The organism is Natrinema sp. 74 (assembly GCF_046097095.1).
Taxonomy (GTDB): Archaea; Halobacteriota; Halobacteria; order Halobacteriales; family Natrialbaceae; genus Natrinema.
This window is the reverse complement of record NZ_CP175698.1, coordinates 2,586,833-2,607,645: the sequence shown is the minus strand read 5'-3', so window position 1 is coordinate 2,607,645 and position 20,813 is coordinate 2,586,833. Positions and strand designations below refer to the sequence as shown.

Below are 20,813 nucleotides of genomic sequence, written 5' to 3'. Positions count from 1 at the left end.
TCCGGCCGCGCTTAAAGCCTCGCGGTCCGCAGGCGGCGGCGCGGCCGCGAGCGGGGAGCCAGACCGTCAGTTAGTAGCCTTCGGCCTCGACCGGTCCGGAGAACGTCGAATAGAGAACGGCGAAGTAGACACAGACCAGCGGGACGAGGAGACTCGCCGATAGCGTCAGCAGGCGTAGCGGGAGCGGCGAGATCGCGGCCTCGGCGGCGGTCAATCCGGTCGCCGGATCGAGCGTCGGATACAGCAACACCGCGACGAGCGCGACCAGCGCGTAGGTCAGGCCGCCGGCCGCGAGAAACGCGAGGAGGTCACGCTCGCGCCTGATCGCGAGGACGTAACCGATGCCGACCGCGATCGAGAGGGCAACGAGCGCCAGCGGACGGGGCTCGAGTAGGGCGTCTCGAATCGCGGGACGGGCAACCAGCGCGAGGAGGACCGCGACGACCAGCGAGAGGTAGGCCGCGAGGGCGCGTACACCCCACATCCGGGCGTCGGTCGCGAGAGAGCCGTCGGTCTTCAGGGCGACGAACGCGCCGCCGGTGACGACGGTGAGCGCGACGACGGCGAGGCCGACGAGGAGGGTCGCCGGTGCCTCAGTGACGGTCGTGCCGAGCAGCCAGTTGCCGACGACGGTGCCGAGCAGGAACGGCGAGGCGACGCTGCCGACGATGAATGCCCGTCCCCACCAGCGCTGCCAGCGATCGTCCTCGCGCTGTTCGTAGAACTCCGGCGCGAGACCGCGGCAGATGAGCGCCCCCAAAATGCCGAACAGCAGCAGGTAGTGGCGGCTGAATAGGGCGGCGTAAAGTGGTGGGAACGCCGCGAAGAGGCTGCCGCCGAAGACGACCAGCCAGACCTCGTTGCCGTCCCAGAAGGGGCCGATCGCCGCGAGGAGTCGCTCGCGCTCGGCCTCGTCGGTTCGCGTCGCGAACAGCGCTCCGACTCCGAAGTCGAACCCGTCGAGGAAGAGGAACGTCCCAAGGAAGGCAAAGATGATGATCACCCACAGCGTCGGCAGATCAACGGGGAGCGCGAGCGCGAGCACGTCGGGGGAGACGATGTCGGGCTCAGTCATCGCCGCTCACCTCCGCTGTCGGCGTGCGATCGGAGGGACTCGAGTCCTCGCCTCCCTCCTCGGTCGACGCCGATTCGGCGGCGTCGATCTCGGGCGGCCCCGATCGGATGATTCGCCGGACGACGTAGCCGTAGCCGACGAGCAGTCCGGTATAGACGAGCGCGAAGCCGACGAGCGTCAGCGTGGCCTCTGTCCCGGTGAGCCCGGGCGAAACGGCCGACTGAGTGCGGAGCAGGCCCTGAACGACCCACGGCTGGCGACCGACCTCGGTGACGATCCAGCCGATTTCGACGGCGGCGAACCCGAGCGGGGCCGACCCCATCAACGCGAGGTGCAGCCGCCGGTCGGTAAAGAGTTCGCCGTGTCGCCAGCGGTAGGCACCCCATACCGCCAGTCCGACGAACCAGAAGCCGAGCAACACCATCATGCGGAACGACCAGAAGACGATCGCGACGGGCGGCGAACCCTGGAACGTCTCGAGGCCCTGTACCGGGTAGGTGGGATTACCCCCGCTCGCCAGAATCGACGCGAGCGCGGGGATGTCGAGTGTCCAGAGGTTTTCTGCGCGCGGGTCGGTGAAGGCGCTCGGATCGGTCGGAATCGCAACCAGGTGGAGCGCGGCTGGCGCTTCGGTCTCGTACTGGGCCTCCATGGCGGCGAACTTCTGTGGCTGGGTGTCGGCCACGTGGCGCGCGTAGGAGTCGCCGTGGACGACCTGAAACGGCGCGGTCACGAGCATGACGAGCAGCGCGATTTTGAGCGTCGTGCGCCAGAAGCGGGTGTCGTCGGTACGTGAGTCCGACTCGTCGTCGTCGCGATCGTCATCGCCCTCGCCGCCGTCGGCGCTCGAGCGAGAGACGAAGTACGCCGCGACTCCGGCCATGAACAGCGCGACCGAGAGCACGGCCGCCGACTGCATGTGAACGAACATCCACGGGAACCGCGGGTTGAGGTAGGCGGCGACGGGATCGACCACCGTCACGACCGTCCGGCCGCCCCGCTGGACGAGTTCGTAGCCGCGCGGGGTCTGCATCCAGGAGTTGGCGATCAGGATCCAGACCGCCGAGAGCCACGTCCCTAGTGCGACGGCGACCGCCGACACCAGATAGAGGGCGTCGCCGACTTTCTCGCGGCCGAAGACGAAGACGCCGAGAAAGGTGGCCTCGAGGAAGAAGGCCATCATCCCCTCGACGGCCAGCGGGCCGCCGAACAGTTCGCCGGCGAACGTCGCGAAGGCCGCGAAGTTGGTTCCGAACTCGAACTCGAGGACGAGCCCCGTCACCGTGCCGACGACGAAGCTAATCGCGAAGATCTCGGTCCAGAACCGCCGCTGGCGTTCCCAGACCGGATCCGATGAGCGGATCGACTTCCACGTGAAGTAGACGAGGAACGGGGCGAGCCCCATGCTCATCACGGGGAAGATAATGTGGACGATAGTCGTGAGCGCGAACTGAAGTCGACTGGCGAAGACTGGATCGACCATGAAACACTCCGGGCGTGTGCCCGGTCGAACGTATTCGCCCGACGTTTGACGGGTTCTCGTCGATTCTCGAGCGCTGGGAACCGCTCGCTGCGTTAACTGACCGCGCGTCTTAGACGAGAGAAAGCAAATCGGCTCGCGGCGACGGCGACCGCAGCCGAGCCACTGGACGTCATTCCAGGTCCCCGGGACCCGCATCCGGGGGACGCCGGTACCCAGTGACAGCAGCCGTATCAGGCTAGCACGTCGACCGCGTACCCCGCGTCCCGGAGAGCCGAGAGGAAGGTATCGACGTGGTCGGGGCCGCGCATCTCGAGTTCGATCTCGACCTCGGTGTCGCTCATCTCGACCTCGCGGGAGGTCCGGTCGTGGTGGATCGCGTAGATGTTCGCCCGGTGTGCGGTGAAGATCTCGAGGAGGTCCTCGAGCGCTCCCGGTCGGTCTTTGAGCACGGTCCGGATCTTCAGATAGCGACCCGTCTCGACCAGCCCGCGGATGATGACGTTCGTGAGCGTGTTCAGATCGATGTTGCCGCCACAGAGCGCGGGGACGATGATCTCGTCCTCGACGTACTCGAACTTCTCGAAGAGAACTGCGGCGAGGGGGACCGCGCCCGCGCCTTCGACGAGCGTCTTCGAGCGCTCGAGTAAGTAGACCAGCGCGACGGCGATCTCGGGATCGGAGACGGTGACGACCTCGTCGACGTATTTCTGGATGTAAGGAAAGGTCTGCTCGCCGATGCTGCGGGTGGCGATGCCGTCCGCGATCGTGTCGACTTCGTCGATCGAGACCCGCTCGCCCTTCTGGAGGGAGTCAGCGGCGCTCGAGGCCCCCTCGGCCTGGACGCCGATGACGCGCACGTCGGGGTGTTGCTCTTTGATCGCGACCGCAATGCCGCTGATGAGGCCGCCTCCGCCGATGGGAACGACGACGGTCTCGACATCGGGGCAGTCCTCGACGATCTCGAGGCCGATCGTTCCCTGGCCGGCCATCACGTACTCGTCGTCGAAGGCGTGGACGTAGGTCCGGCCCTCCTCACGTTCGATCTCGTGGGCGCGCTCGGCGGCCGCGTCGTAGTCCCGGCCCGCGAGGACGACCTCCGCCCCGTAGCTTTTCGTGGCTTTGACCTTCGAGATCGGCGCGTGCTCGGGCATGACGATCTTCGAATCGACGCCCGAGCGCGTGGCCGCCAGTGCGACCCCCTGGGCGTGGTTGCCCGCACTCGCCGTGACGACGCCCCCCTCCGTTTGCGCCTCGGAGAGCGTCGCGATCCGGTTTGTCGCCCCGCGAATCTTGAACGCACCCGTCCGCTGGAAGGTCTCTAATTTGAGCCGAACGTCGGCCCCGGTCATCGACGAGTAGGTGTGCGAGCGTTCGAGCGGCGTCCGTCGAGCGGTCTCTCGTACCCGCTCGCGCGCCTCGAGAACGTCCGAGAGTTCGAGCATACGCTGGTCTACTCGGCGTGCAGTGTAAGACTGTCGGGGACCGGGAGAGCCGTCGGCGGGCTCCGCCGTCGGCCCCCGGCAGGAACGTGCTGTCACACCTGGACAGCACGACAGGGAATACAGGGAATGCACGGCGTGTGACGTGCAACCGAAGAAGGGGACCCATCGCATATAAATCTCATGCACCCGAGGCGAAAGTGAAATCGCCCGGCTGCGGCGGGAAACGAGTGTTGTCTGACGGTGGGCAGACGAGCGTCATTCGTGACACCGTACCACGACTTCGGCGCGAGCGACGACCTCTCGAACGCAGTCGCGAAACGACTCGCCGGCAGGCCAGTTCGCGTCGGCGCCGAGCCGATCCGGGTCGCCGACGTACGTCAGGCACCGCCGGTCAGCGACGTCGGGTGCGCCCGACACGACCGGGATCGTAACGCGGACGTACAACCCGTCGTCGACCCCCTCGTAGTCGTCGAGTCGATCGAGTTCGGCCGCATCGACCGCGAGCAGCCGTCCGTCGACGCTGCCGCCCGGCGCGAGCGTCGGGTACCGACCCTCGACGCGGTGGAGTCCCTCGAGCGTCGCGCGGGCGACGAACACGTCCGCCGCGTCGGCGGGGTCGCACCCGAGGACGGTCGCGACTCGCTCTGGTTCGGTCAGCGTCCCGTAGACGAAGACAAGCACGAGATTTCGTCGCTCGAAGGTCACCGATCGGCGTCTCGATACTCGCTTTCTGGGTCGGAGAACGCACTCCGTAAGATTGCTCTGTGTCCGCGTCGGAGAAGCGCGGAGAGAGCCTGACTCGAGATGTCGAACTCGTCGGCCAACTCTTCCGTCGATATCTCGCGCGGGACCTCGAAGTAGCCCGCGTCCAGCGCGCGGCGTAACACGTCCCGCTGGCGCGAGGTGAGCCCGTACTGTTCCGTCTCGTCCGCTTCGATCCGATAGAGGCGACGGAGGTCGAACGAGAGACCGCGTTCGGCGCACCGCTCGCGGTACTGCGAGAGCGCGTCGCGGTTTGGAACCTGTGCGCGGTACCTCGTCTCACTGCCGCTTGACTCGATATCGAGGAACGTGATACCGACGTCGATCGCGTCGACGTACGTCAGACCGCGTTCGCCATCGTCAGAGAGCGTGACGCGGCAGAGGCGTCGCTCGGAGAGCGTCGAAAGGATCTCGAACGCCGTCACGGATGGGTCGGTCGGGAGGGTCCGAAAGAAGCGCTCGAGGTCGTCTTCCGTCCCCGTCGCCCAGACGATCAGCTTCGACTCGCCGGTTCGATCCGGCTGTTCGTCTTCGACCGTGATCGTGACGCCGGGGACGTCTTGCCTGGTCGCACGCATGATCGGGCTCGAGAACGCAAACTCCGCGATAAAGCTCATCGCTCGTGCTCGAGGAAGACAAGCGCCGCTCGTCTCTCCGCTTCGGGCGCGCTAAGCGGTGTCGATCGCGCCGTTTGCGTGGTCACGCTCCGCCGCTCGAACGAGTTTCGCCACGGCGTACGCGAGTCGCTGCGAAGCATACGTTGACATGGGCTCGAGCGCTGTTAACTGTTGGCCGACTCCCGTCGGAAAAGGAGACGGTCGGACGCGATCGCCTCGAGGCGGGACGACCGAACGCACGCGACGACCGGCCTAACGGCCGGGCGGTTCACAGCGTTATCGCTCCGCGAGCGGAACGAACTCCTGGTTCTCGGGGCCGGTGTAGCGAGCGCGCGGGCGGATGAGGCGGTTGTCCTCCTGGTACTCGAGGACGTGGGCGATCCAGCCGCCGGCGCGGCTCATCGCGAAGATGGGCGTGTACATGTCGATCGGGATGCCGAGCTGATAGTAGACGGAGCCGGAGTAGAAGTCGACGTTCGGCGCGATGCCCTTCTCGGCGAGGCCCTTCTCCTCGGAGAGGTACTGCTCGATGGTGGTCGTGTAGTCGTACCACTTGCTCTCGCCCGTCTCGGCGAGTTGCTCGCTGCGTTCTTGCAGGATCTTCGCGCGAGGGTCTTTGACGTTGTAGACGCGGTGGCCGAAGCCGGGGATGCGCCGCCCCTCCTCGGTCGCCTGTTCGACCCATTCGCGGTGATCGAGGTCGCTCTCGTCGATCTCGATCAGGACCTCCATGACGTCCTGATTTGCGCCGCCGTGGAGCGGTCCCGACAGGGCGCTGATGCCGCCGGTGACGGCGCTGTAGATGTCGGCCATCGTCGAGCCGATGACCATCGAGGTAAAGGTCGAGGCGTTCAGGCCGTGATCGGCGTGCAAGATCAGCGCCTGATCGAACGTCTCGGCCGCGATATCGTCGGGCTCCTCGCCGGAGAGCATGTAGAGGAAATTCGCCGCCAGTCCGAGATCAGGGTGCGGGTCGATCGGCTCCTCGCCGAGGCGATAGCGCTCGAATGCCGCGAGCGCGGTCGGAATCTTGGCCGTGATCCGACGCCCCTGCCGAAGCGTTGCCTCGAGGTCCTCGGGGTCGGCATCGGCTTCGGGCTCGTTGGCGGAGAACATCGACACGGCGGTGCGCAGCGCCGCCATGGGCCGCTCGTCGGCGTCGGCGAGTTTCGCCATCGTCTCGAGGACGGCGTCGTCGACTTCACGCTCATCCATGAGCGCGTCGGTGAACGGCTCGAGTTCGTCCTCGGAAGGAAGATGACCGTTCCAGAGGAGATAGAGGACTTCCTCGTAGCTCGCGCCGCGGGCCAGATCCTCGATCGTGTAGCCGCGGTAGATTAGCCGGCCGGCGTCGCCGTCGATCGAACTAAGTTCCGATTCGGCAACCAACACACCCTCGAGCCCTTTCTTGAGGTCGTCAGACATACTCAGGGATTTCGGACCGCAATGGAAAAGTATTATCGTTTGCCCAGTGACGGTCGTCGGCACGTCGAATGTCCCAATTTGCCGCTTTTACGACTACAGACGAAGGCTCGTTTCGTGATCAAACGAACAGACAGTCAATCGTTCCTGAACGACATACTATAATTATTTTTTATGGTCGAGGTCGCCGAGCGTCGACTCGGGGTCGGTGACGGCGAGTCGTTTGCGATTGCTGGTGTTTCATCGGAACTATCGACGGGAGCGGCGACGATCGGGGGTCGTCACGCTTTTTAGACCCCTTTGCAAAGGGCCACCGTCCAATGGACCGGTCGTACTGGCGGACTGTCCTGCTCGTCACGACGTGGCAGATTTCGGCGAGTATCTGTTACTACACGATCTTCGCCGCGACGCCGTTCTTCCGGGATGCGTTCGGCCTCTCTCGGTTTCGGGTCGGCATCGTCGTCACGACGCTTACCCTGGGCTATGCCGTCTTCTTGCTGCCACTCGGCGCGCTGACCGACCGGTTCGGCGAGCGATCGGCGCTGACGTTGGGCCTTCTCGGACTGACGTGTGGCGTGTTGCTGGTCGCGGGCGCACCGACGTACCCGTTGTTGCTCGCGGCAGTGTTCGTCCTCGGCTCGACCTACGGGACCGCGATGCCGGGGACGAACAAGGCGATCTTCGACGCCATCGAGCCGGGCCGGCAGAACCTCGCGATGGGCATTAAGCAGGTCGGCGTCACCGGCGGCAGCGGCATCAGCGCGCTGTTGATCACCGGCCTCGCGGGCACGCTGTTCTGGCGAGCCGGCTTCCTCGTCGCCGCGGCCCTCGGCGCGGTCGTCACCGTCGGCTTCGCGTGGACCTACTCGAGCGCGAGTGACGGGGGCGGTCCCGGCTACCCTGACTTCGGCGCGCTGCGCGCGAATCGACCGTACGTGGTGTTGTTGACCGCGGGATTCTTCCTCGGCGCGGCCCTGTTCACGACGACCGGCTACACGGTCCTCTACGTCGATGAGGCAATCGGCGCGTCCGTCGCCTTCGGGGGTGTCGTCCTCGCGCTGGTCCAGCTATTTGGCAGCGTCGGGCGCGTACTGGCGGGCTGGCTGAGCGATGTCCTTCCCGGCGAGCCCCGCGTCAGGATCGGTGCGCTGCTCGTCGTTCAGTCGCTGGGTAGCGCCGTCATGTTCGTCGTCGTCACATCGACGACCACCGCACTCGGTGCCGCGGTCGCGTTCGCCGTCCTCGGCTTCTTCGTGCTCGGCTACACCGGCGTCTACTACTCCGCCATGGCGACGCTCGTCCGAGCCGAAGAGATGGGCGGTGCCACCGCCGGCGGCCAGCTCGCGCTCACCTGCGGCGCGCTGGTCGCCCCGCCCTCCTTTGGCTATCTGGCCGACACCGTCGGCTACCGGACTGCCTGGCTCTTCCTCGCCGGCGTCGCGGTGGTCGCTTCCGTCCTCGTCGTCCACGTCGTCCGGACGCAACCGACGGTCGCAGAGCCCGCCGTGACCGACGCGTAGCCACTCGAGCGTCGGTTCGTCGAACGCTCGAGACGCCTCAGGTTACGCGAGTTCTTCGACCAGTTCGACGACGTAGCCGTCGGGGTCCTCGACGAACGCGACGCGGACGCCGATCTCGTCCATGGTCGTCGGTTCCGTCTCGACCGGCGGCTCCGCGCGCTCGAGCAGTCGCTCGAACGTCTCGTCGGTACTGTCGACGCCGACCGCGACGTGGGCCATCGATCCCGAATCGATGTCGGGACCGCCGTCGGGATCGTACTTGAACTGGAACTCGGCGTTCTCGCCGCCGATATAGACGTTCTCGACGCCGTCGTCACCCGTGAACGACCAGTTCTCCGTCAGCCCGAGGCCGTCGACGTAGAAATCCCGCGTTTGCTCGATGTCCGATACCCACAGCGCCGTGTGAATGACGTCCATGTCATCGACGAAGCGGTCGTCCGTCAAATTGGTACTGATCGATCGGCCGTGTCGGCTTACTGCTCGAGGATCGCGTCCATGAGCTTCGTCTGGGCCGCCGCGAGGTGTTCGGTAAACGTCGACCGGGCGATACCGAGTTCGTCGGCCACGTCGGTCGCGTTCGCGCCCTTGGGATAGTCGAAGTAGCCCATCTCGTGGGCCGTGTTCACGACCTCCAGTTGGCGGGCCGTGAGCTCGTTCCGGTCGACGACGACCGGATCGGCAGAGGCGTCCTCGCAGCCTTGCGAGAGCGCCTCGACGATTTCGCAGGCACAGTCGGCGGCCTCGCCGCGTTCGAATCGGTAGATCGTGCCCCGACCAGCTGTCCAGACCGGCGTTACGTCGACGCCGGCACCGCCGTCGACCGCGGCGTCCGCTGTGACGCCGAGCACTTCGACGACCGGCTCGTCGGCGCGTGCCGAGACGTCGGCGACCGGACAGCCGTCCGGGTCGCGGATGACGACCGTTGCACGAAAACCCGTCATACGCGCTAGTGTGGACGTACACGGCATAACCGGAACCGGGAATTCCCGCCGGGTGGCAATTCGTACCGTGGATCGAACGCGCTCGAGCGGAGAATTAGATGGCGATAGCGAGCGCGGTTCGACGATGCAATCGCGGTCGTCGCCTAGAGCTTCTGGCCGAGCTTCTCGCGACTGATCCGGACGCCCGTCGGCGTGATGATCATCTGGTCGTCGCCCTTGCGGACGATGTCGCCGTCGACCTCCTGGGCGACCTGCCGGAGTTCGTCGACGATGTGTTCGACGGTACTATCCTCGGTTCGTAGACGTGTGACGTCCGCGATGACGATGTCGCCGTCGTAGACGGCGTCTTTGATGTCGATCGCGTCGGCCTTGCTGCCGACCTCCGCGATGTGGACCTGCATCGTCGCCGCTGCCGACTCCGTCGAGACGTCCTCGAGATTCAGTTCGGCGTAATCATCGACGGTTCGCGACTGGCCACCGCCGAGGATTTTGCTCATAAGTCCCATTAGCGATATCCACCGCCGCCGCGAGTATAGTTCTTACGTCAGACGTGACCGTTCAATCGAGACAACCGCAAGCAGGCAGGGCCGATCGTCGAGCGCGAGCACCAACCGATAGCGGTTCGGCCGGCTCGGCCGCAGCGCACGATCGCCGCCAACCGCCATACCGTTGGAAATAGCCAATCGTATTTATATTTTATATGTATCAAAGATAGGATGATTTTATAGCAGCAACTGTGAACATACATTCATGGGACTCATGGAGAAAGCGGCGATGGCGAAAGCCGCGATTGGCAATGACTTTCTGCGCCGCCAACTGCTCCTGTCGTCGATCATCGGCCCCGTTCAGAAGCGCATTCACGGCAACGACGGAGCGTACATCATGGATGCAGATTGGGACAACCTCCTCATTCTGGACGGCTGTCGGTACGACCTCTTCATGCAACTCTACGCCAAGCGATCGCTGGCGGGTGAGGTGAGCGAGTTCCGATCGCGGGGCAGTTCATCGCCGGAGTTCCTCACAGAGAACTTCGCCGGGCGGACGTACAACGACACCGTCTACGTCACTGCAAACCCCCACGAAAAGCGGATCCTCGACGAAACGTTCTATCACACCGACCGCGCCTGGATCGACGAGTGGAACGATGACGAAGGCGTCGTGCTCCCGGAGGATCTCGCCGACCGTGCGCTGGCCGCTCACGAGTCGCACCCGAACAAGCGATTAATCGTCCATTTCATGCAGCCACACGCCCCCTTCATCGGCGACACGCGACTCGACGCAGAGAGCGGTCTCATGGAGGGGCTCCGCGGGGCCGTCCTCGAGGACGACAGCGAGGACGACAGCGACATCGAGTTCGAGTCAGTCTGGCAGGCGCTGCGCGAGGACGAGGTCGAAGCCGGCGTCTTCTGGGAATCGTACCGGGATAATCTGCATCGGGTGCTCGACGAAGCGCTCCCGTTGGCTGACCGCCTCCCCGGGAAGACGGCGATCACGGCCGATCACGGGAACGCGGTCGGCGAGTGGGCAACGCCGTTCCCGGTCCCGGTCTACTTCCATCCGAGTAATATTCGGATTCCGGTCCTGAACACCGTCCCTTGGTACGTCCCGCCGTACTCCGAGCGGAAACCGATCGTGCGGACGGAGCCAGTCGACTCGGTTGCTGACGCGGTGGCCATCGAGAAGACCGGCGACGATGGGCCAACCGATACGGAAGGCGATGCCGACGAGGCTGTCGTCGAGGATCGGCTCTCGGCGCTTGGCTATCTCGAATAACGCCCCTCGAAAGACGGCCAGGTTTTTATTTCCAGTCGGAAACCGCGTAACCGATGACGTTCAGCATCTGCGTTCGCGAGGAGTACGAGACCGAAAGCGGCGACCAACACCGCCGATTCGGCGTTGCGGTCACGACGCGGTTGCCGGGCGTCGGAACGCTCTGCCCGTTCGTTAGCGACGGCGGTGCCGTCGCGACCCAGAGCCTGGTCAACGTCGACCTCGGCGAGCGCGGGCTCGCATACGTCGACGACGGCCTTGCCATCGACGACGCGCTCGAGGCGCTGCTCAACGCCGACGACAGCGCGTCCCAGCGGCAGGTCCACGGCGTCGACGCCGTCGACACCTTCGCGTTCTCCGGCGAGGGCTGTGTCGACTGGGACGGCCACCGCGAGCGCGACCACTACACCGTCGCGGGGAACATGCTGACCGGCGAGGAGGTGCTCGAGGCGGTCACCGATGCCTACGAGGCGACCGCGGTCCATGGAACTACAGATCCGTCGACGGGCCCGTCGGCCGTCACCGACGCCGTCGACACCGATCCCCTCGCAAAACGGCTGATCGACGCGCTGGCGGCCGGCGACCGCGAGGGAGGGGACAAACGCGAGGAGCTACCGGTCCAGAGCGCGGCGGTGGCCGTCGCGTCGACGGAGTCACACGCCGTCGAGCCACCGTACAACGATCTGCGGATCGACGCGACCGAGACGCCGATCGCGGATCTCCGGGAAACGTACGATCTCGCGGTGCGAGGCTATCGCGACACGCTCGCCCGGTACGAGGGCGCGTTCGAAGCGGATTCGCTGGATGAAGCCGAGAAAGAGTAGCCCCATCGAGACCCGAACGCGAGTCAAATCTGTTCCTCGAGTGCGCTCGGATCAGCGGCCCGCGGTGGCCTCTCGACCTGCGGTCGACCCGAGAGACAGCGGCTCGCCCGCCCACTCGATCTCGAGGCGGTGTCGCGAGAGATAGGGGGCCAGCGTCCGGACCGAAAGTAGCCCGTGGTAGACGCCGTCGTGGACGACGGGGAGGTGTTTCACGCCAGCGAACCGCATCGTTTCGGCGGCCTCGGTGAGCGTCGCCGCAGGCGAGATCGTCGTCACCGGCGTCGACATGAACTCCCGAACGGGGGGTCGCTCGTCCGTTTCTGCGACCAGCGCGACGATGTCTGACTCGGTGACGATACCGACGATCGACTCGTCACGACGGACCACGAGCGCCGGCACGTCGGTCCGGCGAAGGTGGTGGGCCGCTTCGGACAGGCGCGCGTCGGGCGTGATCGTCTGCGGTGCGGGGAACTCGACGGTTTCGACGGTCGTTTCGATCATAGATGGCGCGTGTTACCAGAACGGAGTATATAACCACCATGGACATACGTGACCAATGTCTTAGTATTGCTAGCACACGCTGGCCAAGAATTGGGTTTTGGGCAGCAATTGTACACAAACAGAACGTATATTTGAACGATAGTGCAACATTACAAGTCCCGTCGAACGGCAGATCACCCCGTGAATTCGTAGAGTTCATCGCCGACGTGGTGTAGCGAGTCAACGACCTTCCCCTCGTCCCCAGCCATGTCCGCGCCGTCGACGCGGGCACGGCCGACCGCGAGCACCTTCCCGTGGGACTCCTCGGCGATCACGACCAGATCGTCGGGAGCGATATCGTCGGTCGCCTCCGTGATACCGGGGCGCATCACGTCGGCCCCGTCGCTGACGAAGGAGATGGCCCCCGCGTCGACGGTGACAAGCCGCTTTTCGGGTTTGTAGGCGTTGGCCCCGCGAACCGTGAGAAACGGCTCCTCGTCGAAATATGCGACCTGGGGCTCGCCGTCGATGAGAACGACCTCCCAGTCGGTGGTCTCGAACTCGACGCGCTCGTAGGCGTCGCCCTCGGGCGAGACGCCGAGGTGGTCCTCGAGTGCCGCCTCGAGATCGGAGACGGCGTCGCTGCGAAGATGGTGTCGCGATTTGACCTGCATACTCGCGCTACCGCCCGGACGCATTTAATAGGTTAGATTCGATGCGGATCGGCGAAGTCGGGCGCTGCGATCCGACTCGGAGTGACGACCCGGTCGGTCACGGGGAAACCACTATTCCACCGGGGCTGGTAGGATGACGGACTCCGTCCGATGGCCAGCGAGTACGTCTTCATCAGTGATCTTCACATGGGCGGCGACGAGCAGTTGACGGCGCTCGACTTCGAGGACGAACTCTGTGATTTTCTCGCGGATCTCGAGACGTGCGGCGGCGACGTCGAGTTGATAATCAACGGGGACGCGTTCGGGCTATGGGAGTACGCCGAAGTGACGGGACCGGCGAAACTCGAGCAGGTGATCGACGACCACCCGCGCGTGTTCGAACAGCTCCGTGCGACCGGGGCGGCGATAGACGTCACGCTCATCCCAGGTAACCACGACTACGACCTCGCCTGCTACGACGCACACGTCGATCGCCTCGCGGAGTTCAACGTCGTGCTCGAGCAGGAGGTCGCGATCACCCGCGAGGTCGGCGACGCCCGAATCTGGATCGAACATGGACAGCAACGCGACGCGAACAATCGACTGCCAGACTGGGGCGATCCCGATGCGCTCCCGGTTGGCTACTTCGTCGTCCAGCGGATCGTCGCCGCGGCCGGCCGCTACTCCGGCCAAGCGAGAGGCGACTGGCTGCGCGACATCCAGTCGGTCGCTCCGATGGAGGAGATTCCCCGTTGGCTCCTCTCGAACTACTTCTACCGGGAGATGAGTCCGTTCCTCCGCGCGGTCGTCGTCCCGCTGCTGGTCTTTTTCAACCTCACGCTCGTCTACCTGTTCGGCACCGTCCTCGAGACGGTCGGGATCCTGCCGGCGCAGTTTTTCACCGACAACCCGGTGATCCACGCGCTCGGGGTCGCCGCCATCGTCCTCGAGCTCATCGTCGCGATCAACCTCGTAATCATCGCGATCCTGCTATTGCTCGCGATCCCGCTGTGGTTTTTCAGACGCGATCTGAAACGCACCCTCGAGCGCTTCGGCGTCATGCTCTCGGGCGTTCGCGTCGGTCAGGGCGACGAGCCGTTCCTGAACGCGGCCAGAGATGTCTTCAAGGCGAACCCCGACATCGCCGTCTTCGTCTACGGGCATACCCATCGCGCATCGGTCACCGAGTGGGGCGATCGGGTCGTCGTCAACACGGGGACCTGGCTGAAGAAGCTCCGGCACGTCGAAACGCGGTTCTCGCGGCTCCCGGGCGTGTACTACCCTTCCTTTCGACTGAGTTCCGTCCGGATCTTCGCCGAGGGAGACCAGATCGTCGTCGAATACGAGGAGATCGACACCGAACAGTCGGTCGACCTCACGCGTTTTCAACGGCTGGTCGCGAACCGCCCGCCACAGCCGGATCCCATCCCATCCCGGACGGTGATCGATCCCGGCGGCCCGCTCGAGTATCCCGACGGGGAATCGTATCGCGACGCCGATCTCGAGCGGCAGTCAGCACCCGGCGGCACGGATGAACGATAGAGATTCGAGCGCCCCGATCGTCGGGGCGGACGCAACGCGGGGCCAATTGCTAAGTGGTCCCACACCGTCGAACGGAGTATGTGGCCCTCTCGGAACCGCACGGAGACGGTAACTTGTCTCGCCTGTGGCACCGAGCGCCCGCGCGACGAGGCCCGCGAGTACGACAAACACGGCGACCGCTGGGACCGCGCGGACAAGACGTTCGAACACCTCTGTAAGTCCTGCCATCGCGAACTGTGTCACCACCCGCGCGACGAACTCGAGGCGCTGCTCGTCGACCTCGAGGCCGGCGACCGGAGCAGGAACGCGTTTCTCGCGGAGTATCTCGCGGCGGTCGAAGACCGATACGGCACGCTCGAGGAGGAGTATTGACGAGCGGCCCGGTTGAGTCGAACTGCATCGCCGCCAGCCGGGCACGGTTTCGACCGCCGCTATCCGGCGTTCGTCATCGACGTAACGACCGCCGATTCGGCTTTCCGCAGGAGTTCGCCGGCCGTGCTGGTGGCACAGCCGAGTTCGTCGGCGACCTCGGCGACGGTGCCCGACCGAGGAACCTCGTAGTAGCCGACGGCGACGGCGGTCTCGAGGGCCTCCCGTTGTCGATCGGTCACCGTCGCCGGCGGCGATCGCCGTTCGAAATCCCGGACGCGCTCGATGGTGCCGTCGGCCAGACGCGTCAGTTCGTCGTAGAACGCGGTCAGCGCCTCGGGCTGACCGACGGCCTCGAACCGCACCGTTCCGTCGTCGCGAAACGCGATCGGCGGCAGGAAGACGAGTCTCGAGTCCGAGACGAGGGTCAGCACCGATGCCTCGAACTCGTAGGCCGTCTGGTGGACGAACGCGTACGTCCCGTCGTCTCCCGCGACGAAATCGCTCGTCTCGACGCTGTCGACGGCGGTCAACACCTCGGCGGCGGTGTCCCGCGCACAGTCGAACCAGAGCAGCGTCGCCACGGTTCCCATCGGTCCCCACATCAACAGGTCGACGGTCGACACACCGTCCACCGTCGTAAGCCGCCGGTGCAGGGGATGTGCGATCGCGTCCGGATACGCGACGCGAAACGACGCTCGTTTCATCGTCCGACGATTTCCGCAGTTGTACTTAAATCGCCGTATCCATCCGGGGGAACGCCCTCTGCGATCCGGCGGCAAGCGGGGATCGATGGCACGCACGCGCTCCGATCGGTCTCAGGATCGGTCGTCGCTCGAGGAGGACCCGGCGCGTATCGATTCGGCGGAGATGGGTTCGACGGACGCGGAGTCGGCGGAGGCGGTGTCGACCGTGACGGTCGATGACCGAGGCGAAATCGCGTACGCGACGTACGGCGACCCCGATGGAACGCCGGTCGTCGTCCTCCACGGCACGCCCGGATCGCTCGCCTTCGGGCAGTTGTTCGACGACCGCGCGCGGGAACTCGGCGTTCGAATCTTCGCGCCGGAACGACCCGGCTACGGCCGGTCCCCGCCATGGCCCGAGCGAGACCTCACCGACACCGGGCCGATCGTCGCCGCGGTGCTCGCGGACGCCGCGGTCGAGCGCGCCGGGTTGGTCGGCTTCTCCGGAGGCGGGCCACACGCGCTCGCGGCCGCCGCGACGCACGGCGATCTCGTGGAGACGGTCGACGTTGTTTCCGGCGCACCGCCGTGGTCGCGGATCGACGAAAAACCCGCCGTCCATCGGCTCCTCGGCCTTCTAGCGACGAAAACGCCGTCGCTCCTGAAGGTGCTACTCAGGGGGCAAACGTGGGCCGCCGGCCGATTGCCGCCGGCGTTCGTCCTCGCACAGTATACGACGGCGGCGGAACGAGCCGAGATCCCGGCCGAGACGGCGACTTGCATTCGACGCGACTTCCGCGAGGCGCTCGCGGCCTCCCAAGAGGGGCTCGTGACCGAGACGCGCCTGTTCGCGACGCCGTGGGCGTTTGCGCTCGCTGCGGTCGACCGGCCGGTTCGGCTCTGGCACGGCGACAACGATGGAAACGCGCCCCTCGAGGGAGCCCGACTGCTCGCCGACGAACTTCCGGCCGGCGAGTTGACGGTCCTCGAGGGCGCGGGTCACCTGACCGCGCTGCTCCGAAGCAGGGAGCCGATACTTCGCGCACAGGGCCGATTAGACGCTGACTAGCCGACTCCGGCGGCCGTGAGCGGTCGGGCGCTCCTCGTCCCCGTCCCGACACGACTTTCACCCTTACGTCCGTAGGCGACGGTATGAGCGACGACGCACAGGCCGACGCCGGTACGGCCGAAGGGCAGGGCCCCGTCGAGATCTCGGCGGACCTCGCGCGCCACCTCGAGAACAAGCGCGAGGAACTGTTCGAGAAGTTCGAAATTCGCGACGAGTTTCCGCCCGAGGTCTTGGAGGAAGCCGAGGCCCGGACGGAGGGCGTTCAGTCCGAGATTTCCGACGAGATCGACGACCGAGCGGATCTGCGCGACCTGACGACCTGGACGACGGACCCCATCGACGCCCAGGACTTCGACGACGCGCTCTCGATCGAGGAGCGCGACGACGAGTACGTCCTCTGGGTCCACATCGCCGACGTGACCCACTACGTCAACCCCGAGACGGCGATGTGGGACGAGGCCGTCGAGCGTGGGAACACGGTCTACCTGCCCGGCTACACCCTCCACATGCTGCCGCCGGTGCTGGCCGAGACGGTCTGTTCGCTGGTTCCAAACGAGGAACGGCTGGCCCACACCGTCGAGATGCACTTGGACAAGGAGCATCTCTCCTACGAGAACATCGAGATCTACAAATCGGTCATCGAGTCCGACGAACGACTCACCTACTCGCAGGCCGAGAACCGCCTCGAGGACCCCGACGCGCCCCTCCACGAGGAGAACAAACTGGTCTACGACCTCGCCGACCGGATGCACGAACAGCGCAAGGAGGACGGTTCGCTCGTCCTGAACCCCTCGCGGGACCGCGCCCACACCATCATCGAGGAGTGCATGCTCAAGGCCAACAAGGCCGTCACGCACGAACTCATGTGGAACCGCGGCGTCGAAGCGATGTACCGGGTCCACCCCCAGCCCAGCCCCGACGAGTGGTCCGAAGCCCTTCAGGAGATTCAGGATCTCGACGGCGTCTCGATCCCCGGCAGCACGTGGGACGACCCCCGGAAAGCCGTCAACGCGACGCTCGAGGAGGCCCCCGGCCGCCAACTGGACAAGATCCAGTGGGCCGTCATGAAGGTGATGCCCCGGGCGCGGTACATGAACGACCCGTTCGGCGGCCACCACGCGCTGAACTTCGAGATCTACGGCCACTTCACCAGCCCCATCCGCCGACTCTCGGACCTGATCAACCACTGGATCGTCTACCAGAACGACGTCCCCGAGAATCTCGTCGAACTCTGCGATCGCGCCAGCGACAAGCAAAAAGACGCAGAACAGTGCGAGCGCGAGTACAAGACCTTCCTCCAGGAGGTTGGCCTCGATCCGATGGCGGTCAACAACCGCGGAATCGAAGTGGTCGACGAGGCGGAAGCCGAAAAAACGCTCTAGGCCGACCGAGATTCGCTTTCGCACGGCGCTCGGCGATCACCCGACAGCGTCCGAGAGCGGCTTCTCGTAGACGTGTTCTTCGAGGCCCGGTCCCAGATCGGACTTGCGAGTCGCGACGCGCTCGAAGCCGCACGATTCATAGAACGAGATGCCGATATCGTTGCTCGCGAGAACGGCGAGTCTGAGGCGGTCGAACTCCGCCGAGAGCCGAGTCTCGAGTCGCTCGAGCAGCGCGGTCCCGACCCCCTCGTTCCAGCGGTCGGGACGGACGTAGAGTCGCGCGAGGAACGCCACCGACGCGTCCTCCGGCCAGGGGACGGCGTGTGCGAACCCGTCGAGGGCGGACTCGCGTTCGGAGTCGGTCGCAGCGTCTTCGGACGCGGCTTCGGCGACGAGGAACGCGGCGTTCTCGCGGCCGTACGCCCCCGTGATCGACGACTCGAGGTCGCCGATTGCGTACCAGTCGGCGACGATATCGTCGACCCTGCGAGCGCCGAGGACGTCGTCGTAGGCGGCGTGCCAACTTTCGCGGGCGATCTCGTGAATCGCCCAGCAGTCGTCGACCGTCGCGTGCCGGACGGCTCGAGTCACGGCGAGGCGTACGATAGCGGCCGTCAAAAAGCGGTGCCCGACAGCTACCGCATCGGTACGGTCACGGTGCGATGAATCGGCGGTCTGACCGTCAAACGGCGCAGTGATTCGGGCTCGTATCGATGGGGTGTCGCTATACTCGCGGAAAGCGCCGAACGAGCCGACGACGGGCGAGCGAGCCGGTCTCGAGGGAACGGCCCGACCGCGGGCACTCCCCGCTGACCGACCGTTCCGTCACGATACTGCCCGTCAATGGGCCGGGGCGTACGTCTCGGAGAAGAGGTTAAGACAGATGACGCCACCCACGATGAGCGCGATACCGACGAATCCGGCGATATCGATCGACTCGTCGAACAGCACAACGCCGATGAGGGCGGCGGCGACGATCCCCAGCGCGGACCACGTCGCGTACACGAGTCCGATCGGGAACGACTGCAACGAGAGGCTGAGGAGGTAGAACGAGCCGATATACCCCACGATGACGACGACGGTGGGACCGACGTTCGTGAAGCCGTCCGAGAATTTGAGCGCCGTCGTTCCGGTCACTTCGGCCATGATTGCAAGTCCCAAGTAGACGTACTCTCTCATACGGCAGTATTGTTAGCTCACTAATGTGAGCGCTTCGATTCGATCTTCGGGCCGCCGATCCGGTCCGGTACCGAACCGATCGGCACCGGGGCGGTGGTACTCCCGGGGCGGTGGCACTCGAGCGTGAGACGCGACCGGTACTCGAGTGCCGGTCGTACCGCGAAACGGAGCGAACCGGGATCTCAGTTTCCGGGCGACGTCGTCGCCGGCATCCGCGGCGAAAACGGGAGAAACGGACGCGACTGCGAAGCCGCCATCGTCGGTTACGTCGAGTTAGCGTTCGAGCCGCGCGCGCAGTGCGGCCATCGAGATCGCGATGATGGCGACGCCGACACCGAAGCCGGGCGTGCTGTCGCCGCTGCCGCCGCTCGAGTCGCCACCGGAGCTGCCGTCGTCGCCGGCCCCGCTATCTGCGCCGCTGCCGCCGTCGATCGTCACGGTCCGCGTCGAGAAGTGGTTGACGGCGATGTAGACCGTCGCCTGGCCCTCCGCTTGGGCGTCTTGGACGACCATGTAGCGGGACTGGTCGCCGCCGATCGCGCTCTCGAGTTCGCTCTTCGAGGACGCCTTCACGGCGGCCTCGCCGTTGATACGCACCGAGAGGTTCTCGAGGCTGCCGACGGCCTCCTCGGAGACGGTCGTCATCACGACCGTCCCCTTATGGACGGCGCGGTCGATGGTCACGTTGACTTTGTTTTCGGCGGTCTGGCTCACGTTCGCGGACGTCTCCTGGCCGTAGGTGACGGCGTCGGTCACCAGTTTGCCGTTGCGCTGTTGGGCGGTCACCGAGACGGCCGCGTTGCCCTCGGCGATCAGCGACTCCTGGTACTTGGCACGCTCGTCGCGCTCGCCCTCGGCGTAGGAGCGGAACGCGAGCGTCGCGTTCGCGCCGAGGTCGGCCGTCACGTTACCGTCGGTGATGCCGACCTTCCCGTCGCCGACCACGAGGAAGACGCCAGTTCGGTTGTCAGTCTCGACGAGGACGCGGTCGCCCGCTTCGCTGGCCTGTGCCTCGGCCGCTAGGTCGGCCTTGACGTACTGGGATTCACCGCCGCTCTCGACGACCAGCGTGCCGTGTTGCGTGTCGTGGGCCGACAGCGTCGCGCCGCTTTCGGCCGTGACCTGCGCGCTGGCCTGCGTCTGGCTCGTCACCGACAGCCCCGCACCGTTCAGGTTCGCTGCGGCCTCGAGGCCGAGGCTACCGTCGAGTCCGCCACTGGAACTCGAGTCGGTCTCGCTTTGGGACTGGACGGCGACCGACGCGAACGTCCGTTCGCCGCCGACGCGGTAGTCGGTGATCGCGTCGCCCTGCACGTCGAACGCGACGGTTGCGCCGGCGTAGGCCGAACTCTGTGCACCGGCGTCGGAACCGGACTGCGTCGTAAGTGTGGTCTCGGTTTCGGCGTCAGCGGTGGTCTCGAGGGAGGTTCCGCTATCAACCTCGGCGTCGGCCTCGATGGTCGTATTCGATCCGTCGTCGATCGTCGCGGCTACACTGGCCGTGGCCATCGTCACGGTACTTACGGCCACGAGCAGTGCAACCAGTAGTGCGACTCCACGATTCATTGTACGCCGTGACTTTCGTCGCGCCTGTAAA

23 protein-coding genes are annotated in these 20,813 nt (G+C 65.5%); 7 read left to right on the top strand and 16 right to left on the bottom strand.

Translation table 11 applies throughout. The annotated features are described in order from the left end of the window. Positions 1–70: 70 nt before the first annotated feature. From ACJ70B_RS13005 to citZ, 7 genes are all read right to left on the bottom strand, one after another. Positions 71–1,075: a cytochrome d ubiquinol oxidase subunit II gene (locus ACJ70B_RS13005; RefSeq protein WP_408957420.1), complete on the bottom strand. Its 1,005-nt coding sequence runs from the start codon at positions 1,073–1,075 to the stop codon at positions 71–73. Further along, on the bottom strand, positions 1,068–2,558 hold the full coding sequence (locus ACJ70B_RS13000) for a cytochrome ubiquinol oxidase subunit I (RefSeq protein WP_408957419.1): 1,491 nt from the start codon (positions 2,556–2,558) through the stop codon (positions 1,068–1,070). The genes ACJ70B_RS13005 and ACJ70B_RS13000 overlap by 8 nt, the downstream gene beginning before the upstream one ends. 230 nt (positions 2,559–2,788) lie before the next feature. Continuing rightward, positions 2,789–4,000, bottom strand: coding sequence for a threonine ammonia-lyase (gene ilvA, locus ACJ70B_RS12995; protein WP_408957418.1), 1,212 nt, complete (start codon positions 3,998–4,000; stop codon positions 2,789–2,791). A 255-nt stretch (positions 4,001–4,255) separates the two neighbouring features. Beyond that, positions 4,256–4,681 carry a gamma-glutamylcyclotransferase gene (locus tag ACJ70B_RS12990; RefSeq protein ID WP_408960110.1) on the bottom strand — a complete coding sequence of 142 codons (426 nt, stop codon included), beginning with the start codon at positions 4,679–4,681 and terminating at the stop codon, positions 4,256–4,258. A gap of 20 nt (positions 4,682–4,701) precedes the next feature. Then, positions 4,702–5,379 carry a helix-turn-helix domain-containing protein gene (locus tag ACJ70B_RS12985; RefSeq protein ID WP_408957417.1) on the bottom strand — a complete coding sequence of 226 codons (678 nt, stop codon included), beginning with the start codon at positions 5,377–5,379 and terminating at the stop codon, positions 4,702–4,704. After that, complete coding sequence (locus ACJ70B_RS12980) at positions 5,376–5,519, bottom strand: hypothetical protein (RefSeq protein ID WP_408957416.1); 144 nt, start codon at positions 5,517–5,519, stop codon at positions 5,376–5,378. The genes ACJ70B_RS12985 and ACJ70B_RS12980 overlap by 4 nt, the downstream gene beginning before the upstream one ends. A gap of 136 nt (positions 5,520–5,655) precedes the next feature. Then, positions 5,656–6,804, bottom strand: a complete 1,149-nt coding sequence (gene citZ / locus ACJ70B_RS12975; protein WP_408957415.1) for a citrate synthase — start codon at positions 6,802–6,804, stop codon at positions 5,656–5,658. A 317-nt stretch (positions 6,805–7,121) separates the two neighbouring features. Here citZ and ACJ70B_RS12970 point away from each other — a divergent pair, with 317 nt between their 5' ends. Beyond that, complete coding sequence (locus tag ACJ70B_RS12970) at positions 7,122–8,321, top strand: MFS transporter (protein WP_408957414.1); 1,200 nt, start codon at positions 7,122–7,124, stop codon at positions 8,319–8,321. Between the two features lie 42 nt (positions 8,322–8,363). On the opposite strand, the gene ACJ70B_RS12965 is transcribed toward ACJ70B_RS12970, so the two are convergent. From ACJ70B_RS12965 to sepF, 3 genes are all read right to left on the bottom strand, one after another. Then, the gene (locus ACJ70B_RS12965) at positions 8,364–8,738 is read right to left on the bottom strand and encodes a VOC family protein (RefSeq protein ID WP_408957413.1); all 375 of its coding nucleotides are present in this window, start codon (positions 8,736–8,738) and stop codon (positions 8,364–8,366) included. A gap of 56 nt (positions 8,739–8,794) precedes the next feature. Beyond that, a complete protein-coding gene (locus ACJ70B_RS12960; RefSeq protein WP_408957412.1) occupies positions 8,795–9,262 on the bottom strand; it encodes a helix-turn-helix domain-containing protein in 468 nt (155 codons plus the stop codon). Between the two features lie 143 nt (positions 9,263–9,405). Continuing rightward, positions 9,406–9,768, bottom strand: coding sequence for a cell division protein SepF (sepF, locus tag ACJ70B_RS12955; RefSeq protein ID WP_408957411.1), 363 nt, complete (start codon positions 9,766–9,768; stop codon positions 9,406–9,408). Positions 9,769–10,012: 244 nt separating this feature from the next. Here sepF and ACJ70B_RS12950 point away from each other — a divergent pair, with 244 nt between their 5' ends. Then, on the top strand, positions 10,013–11,035 hold the full coding sequence (locus ACJ70B_RS12950; protein ID WP_408957410.1) for a hypothetical protein: 1,023 nt from the start codon (positions 10,013–10,015) through the stop codon (positions 11,033–11,035). A gap of 53 nt (positions 11,036–11,088) precedes the next feature. Continuing rightward, positions 11,089–11,856 (top strand): DUF1028 domain-containing protein, encoded by a 768-nt coding sequence (locus tag ACJ70B_RS12945; protein ID WP_408957409.1) that lies wholly within the window; start codon positions 11,089–11,091, stop codon positions 11,854–11,856. Positions 11,857–11,907: 51 nt separating this feature from the next. Here ACJ70B_RS12945 and ACJ70B_RS12940 read toward each other — a convergent pair whose 3' ends face one another. Further along, positions 11,908–12,357, bottom strand: coding sequence for a cyclic nucleotide-binding/CBS domain-containing protein (locus tag ACJ70B_RS12940; RefSeq protein WP_408957408.1), 450 nt, complete (start codon positions 12,355–12,357; stop codon positions 11,908–11,910). A gap of 173 nt (positions 12,358–12,530) precedes the next feature. After that, a complete protein-coding gene (locus ACJ70B_RS12935) occupies positions 12,531–13,010 on the bottom strand; it encodes an RNA-binding protein (protein WP_408957407.1) in 480 nt (159 codons plus the stop codon). Positions 13,011–13,160: 150 nt separating this feature from the next. On the opposite strand from ACJ70B_RS12935, the gene ACJ70B_RS12930 reads away from it, so the two are divergent. Both ACJ70B_RS12930 and ACJ70B_RS12925 read left to right on the top strand, forming a co-directional pair. Beyond that, positions 13,161–14,531: a metallophosphoesterase gene (locus ACJ70B_RS12930; protein ID WP_408957406.1), complete on the top strand. Its 1,371-nt coding sequence runs from the start codon at positions 13,161–13,163 to the stop codon at positions 14,529–14,531. A 78-nt stretch (positions 14,532–14,609) separates the two neighbouring features. Next, a complete protein-coding gene (locus ACJ70B_RS12925; RefSeq protein WP_408957405.1) occupies positions 14,610–14,903 on the top strand; it encodes a hypothetical protein in 294 nt (97 codons plus the stop codon). Between the two features lie 59 nt (positions 14,904–14,962). Here ACJ70B_RS12925 and ACJ70B_RS12920 read toward each other — a convergent pair whose 3' ends face one another. Beyond that, a complete protein-coding gene (locus ACJ70B_RS12920) occupies positions 14,963–15,607 on the bottom strand; it encodes a helix-turn-helix domain-containing protein (protein WP_408957404.1) in 645 nt (214 codons plus the stop codon). Positions 15,608–15,692: 85 nt separating this feature from the next. Between ACJ70B_RS12920 and ACJ70B_RS12915 the strand changes: the two genes are divergently transcribed. Together ACJ70B_RS12915 and ACJ70B_RS12910 are read left to right on the top strand one after the other, a co-directional pair. After that, a complete protein-coding gene (locus tag ACJ70B_RS12915; protein ID WP_408957403.1) occupies positions 15,693–16,655 on the top strand; it encodes an alpha/beta fold hydrolase in 963 nt (320 codons plus the stop codon). A gap of 83 nt (positions 16,656–16,738) precedes the next feature. Further along, the gene (locus ACJ70B_RS12910; RefSeq protein WP_408957402.1) at positions 16,739–18,037 is read left to right on the top strand and encodes an RNB domain-containing ribonuclease; all 1,299 of its coding nucleotides are present in this window, start codon (positions 16,739–16,741) and stop codon (positions 18,035–18,037) included. Between the two features lie 36 nt (positions 18,038–18,073). Here the strand turns inward: ACJ70B_RS12910 and ACJ70B_RS12905 are convergent, their stop codons facing one another. The 3 genes from ACJ70B_RS12905 to ACJ70B_RS12895 form a co-directional block, all read right to left on the bottom strand. Further along, a complete protein-coding gene (locus ACJ70B_RS12905; RefSeq protein WP_408957401.1) occupies positions 18,074–18,628 on the bottom strand; it encodes an N-acetyltransferase family protein in 555 nt (184 codons plus the stop codon). A gap of 249 nt (positions 18,629–18,877) precedes the next feature. Then, the gene (locus ACJ70B_RS12900; RefSeq protein ID WP_408957400.1) at positions 18,878–19,216 is read right to left on the bottom strand and encodes a DMT family transporter; all 339 of its coding nucleotides are present in this window, start codon (positions 19,214–19,216) and stop codon (positions 18,878–18,880) included. 273 nt (positions 19,217–19,489) lie between these two features. Continuing rightward, a complete protein-coding gene (locus ACJ70B_RS12895) occupies positions 19,490–20,782 on the bottom strand; it encodes a PGF-CTERM sorting domain-containing protein (RefSeq protein ID WP_408957399.1) in 1,293 nt (430 codons plus the stop codon). Between the last annotated feature and the right edge of the window lie 31 nt (positions 20,783–20,813).

Coding starts and splice junctions, on each gene's coding strand:
- ACJ70B_RS13005 (WP_408957420.1), bottom strand. CDS start 1,075: ATGACTGAGCCCGACATCGTCTCCCCCGACGTGCTCGCGCTCGCGCTC.
- ACJ70B_RS13000 (WP_408957419.1), bottom strand. CDS start 2,558: ATGGTCGATCCAGTCTTCGCCAGTCGACTTCAGTTCGCGCTCACGACT.
- ilvA (WP_408957418.1), bottom strand. CDS start 4,000: ATGCTCGAACTCTCGGACGTTCTCGAGGCGCGCGAGCGGGTACGAGAG.
- ACJ70B_RS12985 (WP_408957417.1), bottom strand. CDS start 5,379: ATGAGCTTTATCGCGGAGTTTGCGTTCTCGAGCCCGATCATGCGTGCG.
- ACJ70B_RS12980 (WP_408957416.1), bottom strand. CDS start 5,519: ATGCTTCGCAGCGACTCGCGTACGCCGTGGCGAAACTCGTTCGAGCGG.
- citZ (WP_408957415.1), bottom strand. CDS start 6,804: ATGTCTGACGACCTCAAGAAAGGGCTCGAGGGTGTGTTGGTTGCCGAA.
- ACJ70B_RS12970 (WP_408957414.1), top strand. CDS start 7,122: ATGGACCGGTCGTACTGGCGGACTGTCCTGCTCGTCACGACGTGGCAG.
- ACJ70B_RS12965 (WP_408957413.1), bottom strand. CDS start 8,738: ATGGACGTCATTCACACGGCGCTGTGGGTATCGGACATCGAGCAAACG.
- ACJ70B_RS12960 (WP_408957412.1), bottom strand. CDS start 9,262: ATGACGGGTTTTCGTGCAACGGTCGTCATCCGCGACCCGGACGGCTGT.
- sepF (WP_408957411.1), bottom strand. CDS start 9,768: ATGGGACTTATGAGCAAAATCCTCGGCGGTGGCCAGTCGCGAACCGTC.
- ACJ70B_RS12950 (WP_408957410.1), top strand. CDS start 10,013: ATGGGACTCATGGAGAAAGCGGCGATGGCGAAAGCCGCGATTGGCAAT.
- ACJ70B_RS12945 (WP_408957409.1), top strand. CDS start 11,089: ATGACGTTCAGCATCTGCGTTCGCGAGGAGTACGAGACCGAAAGCGGC.
- ACJ70B_RS12940 (WP_408957408.1), bottom strand. CDS start 12,357: ATGATCGAAACGACCGTCGAAACCGTCGAGTTCCCCGCACCGCAGACG.
- ACJ70B_RS12935 (WP_408957407.1), bottom strand. CDS start 13,010: ATGCAGGTCAAATCGCGACACCATCTTCGCAGCGACGCCGTCTCCGAT.
- ACJ70B_RS12930 (WP_408957406.1), top strand. CDS start 13,161: ATGGCCAGCGAGTACGTCTTCATCAGTGATCTTCACATGGGCGGCGAC.
- ACJ70B_RS12925 (WP_408957405.1), top strand. CDS start 14,610: ATGTGGCCCTCTCGGAACCGCACGGAGACGGTAACTTGTCTCGCCTGT.
- ACJ70B_RS12920 (WP_408957404.1), bottom strand. CDS start 15,607: ATGAAACGAGCGTCGTTTCGCGTCGCGTATCCGGACGCGATCGCACAT.
- ACJ70B_RS12915 (WP_408957403.1), top strand. CDS start 15,693: ATGGCACGCACGCGCTCCGATCGGTCTCAGGATCGGTCGTCGCTCGAG.
- ACJ70B_RS12910 (WP_408957402.1), top strand. CDS start 16,739: ATGAGCGACGACGCACAGGCCGACGCCGGTACGGCCGAAGGGCAGGGC.
- ACJ70B_RS12900 (WP_408957400.1), bottom strand. CDS start 19,216: ATGAGAGAGTACGTCTACTTGGGACTTGCAATCATGGCCGAAGTGACC.
- ACJ70B_RS12895 (WP_408957399.1), bottom strand. CDS start 20,782: ATGAATCGTGGAGTCGCACTACTGGTTGCACTGCTCGTGGCCGTAAGT.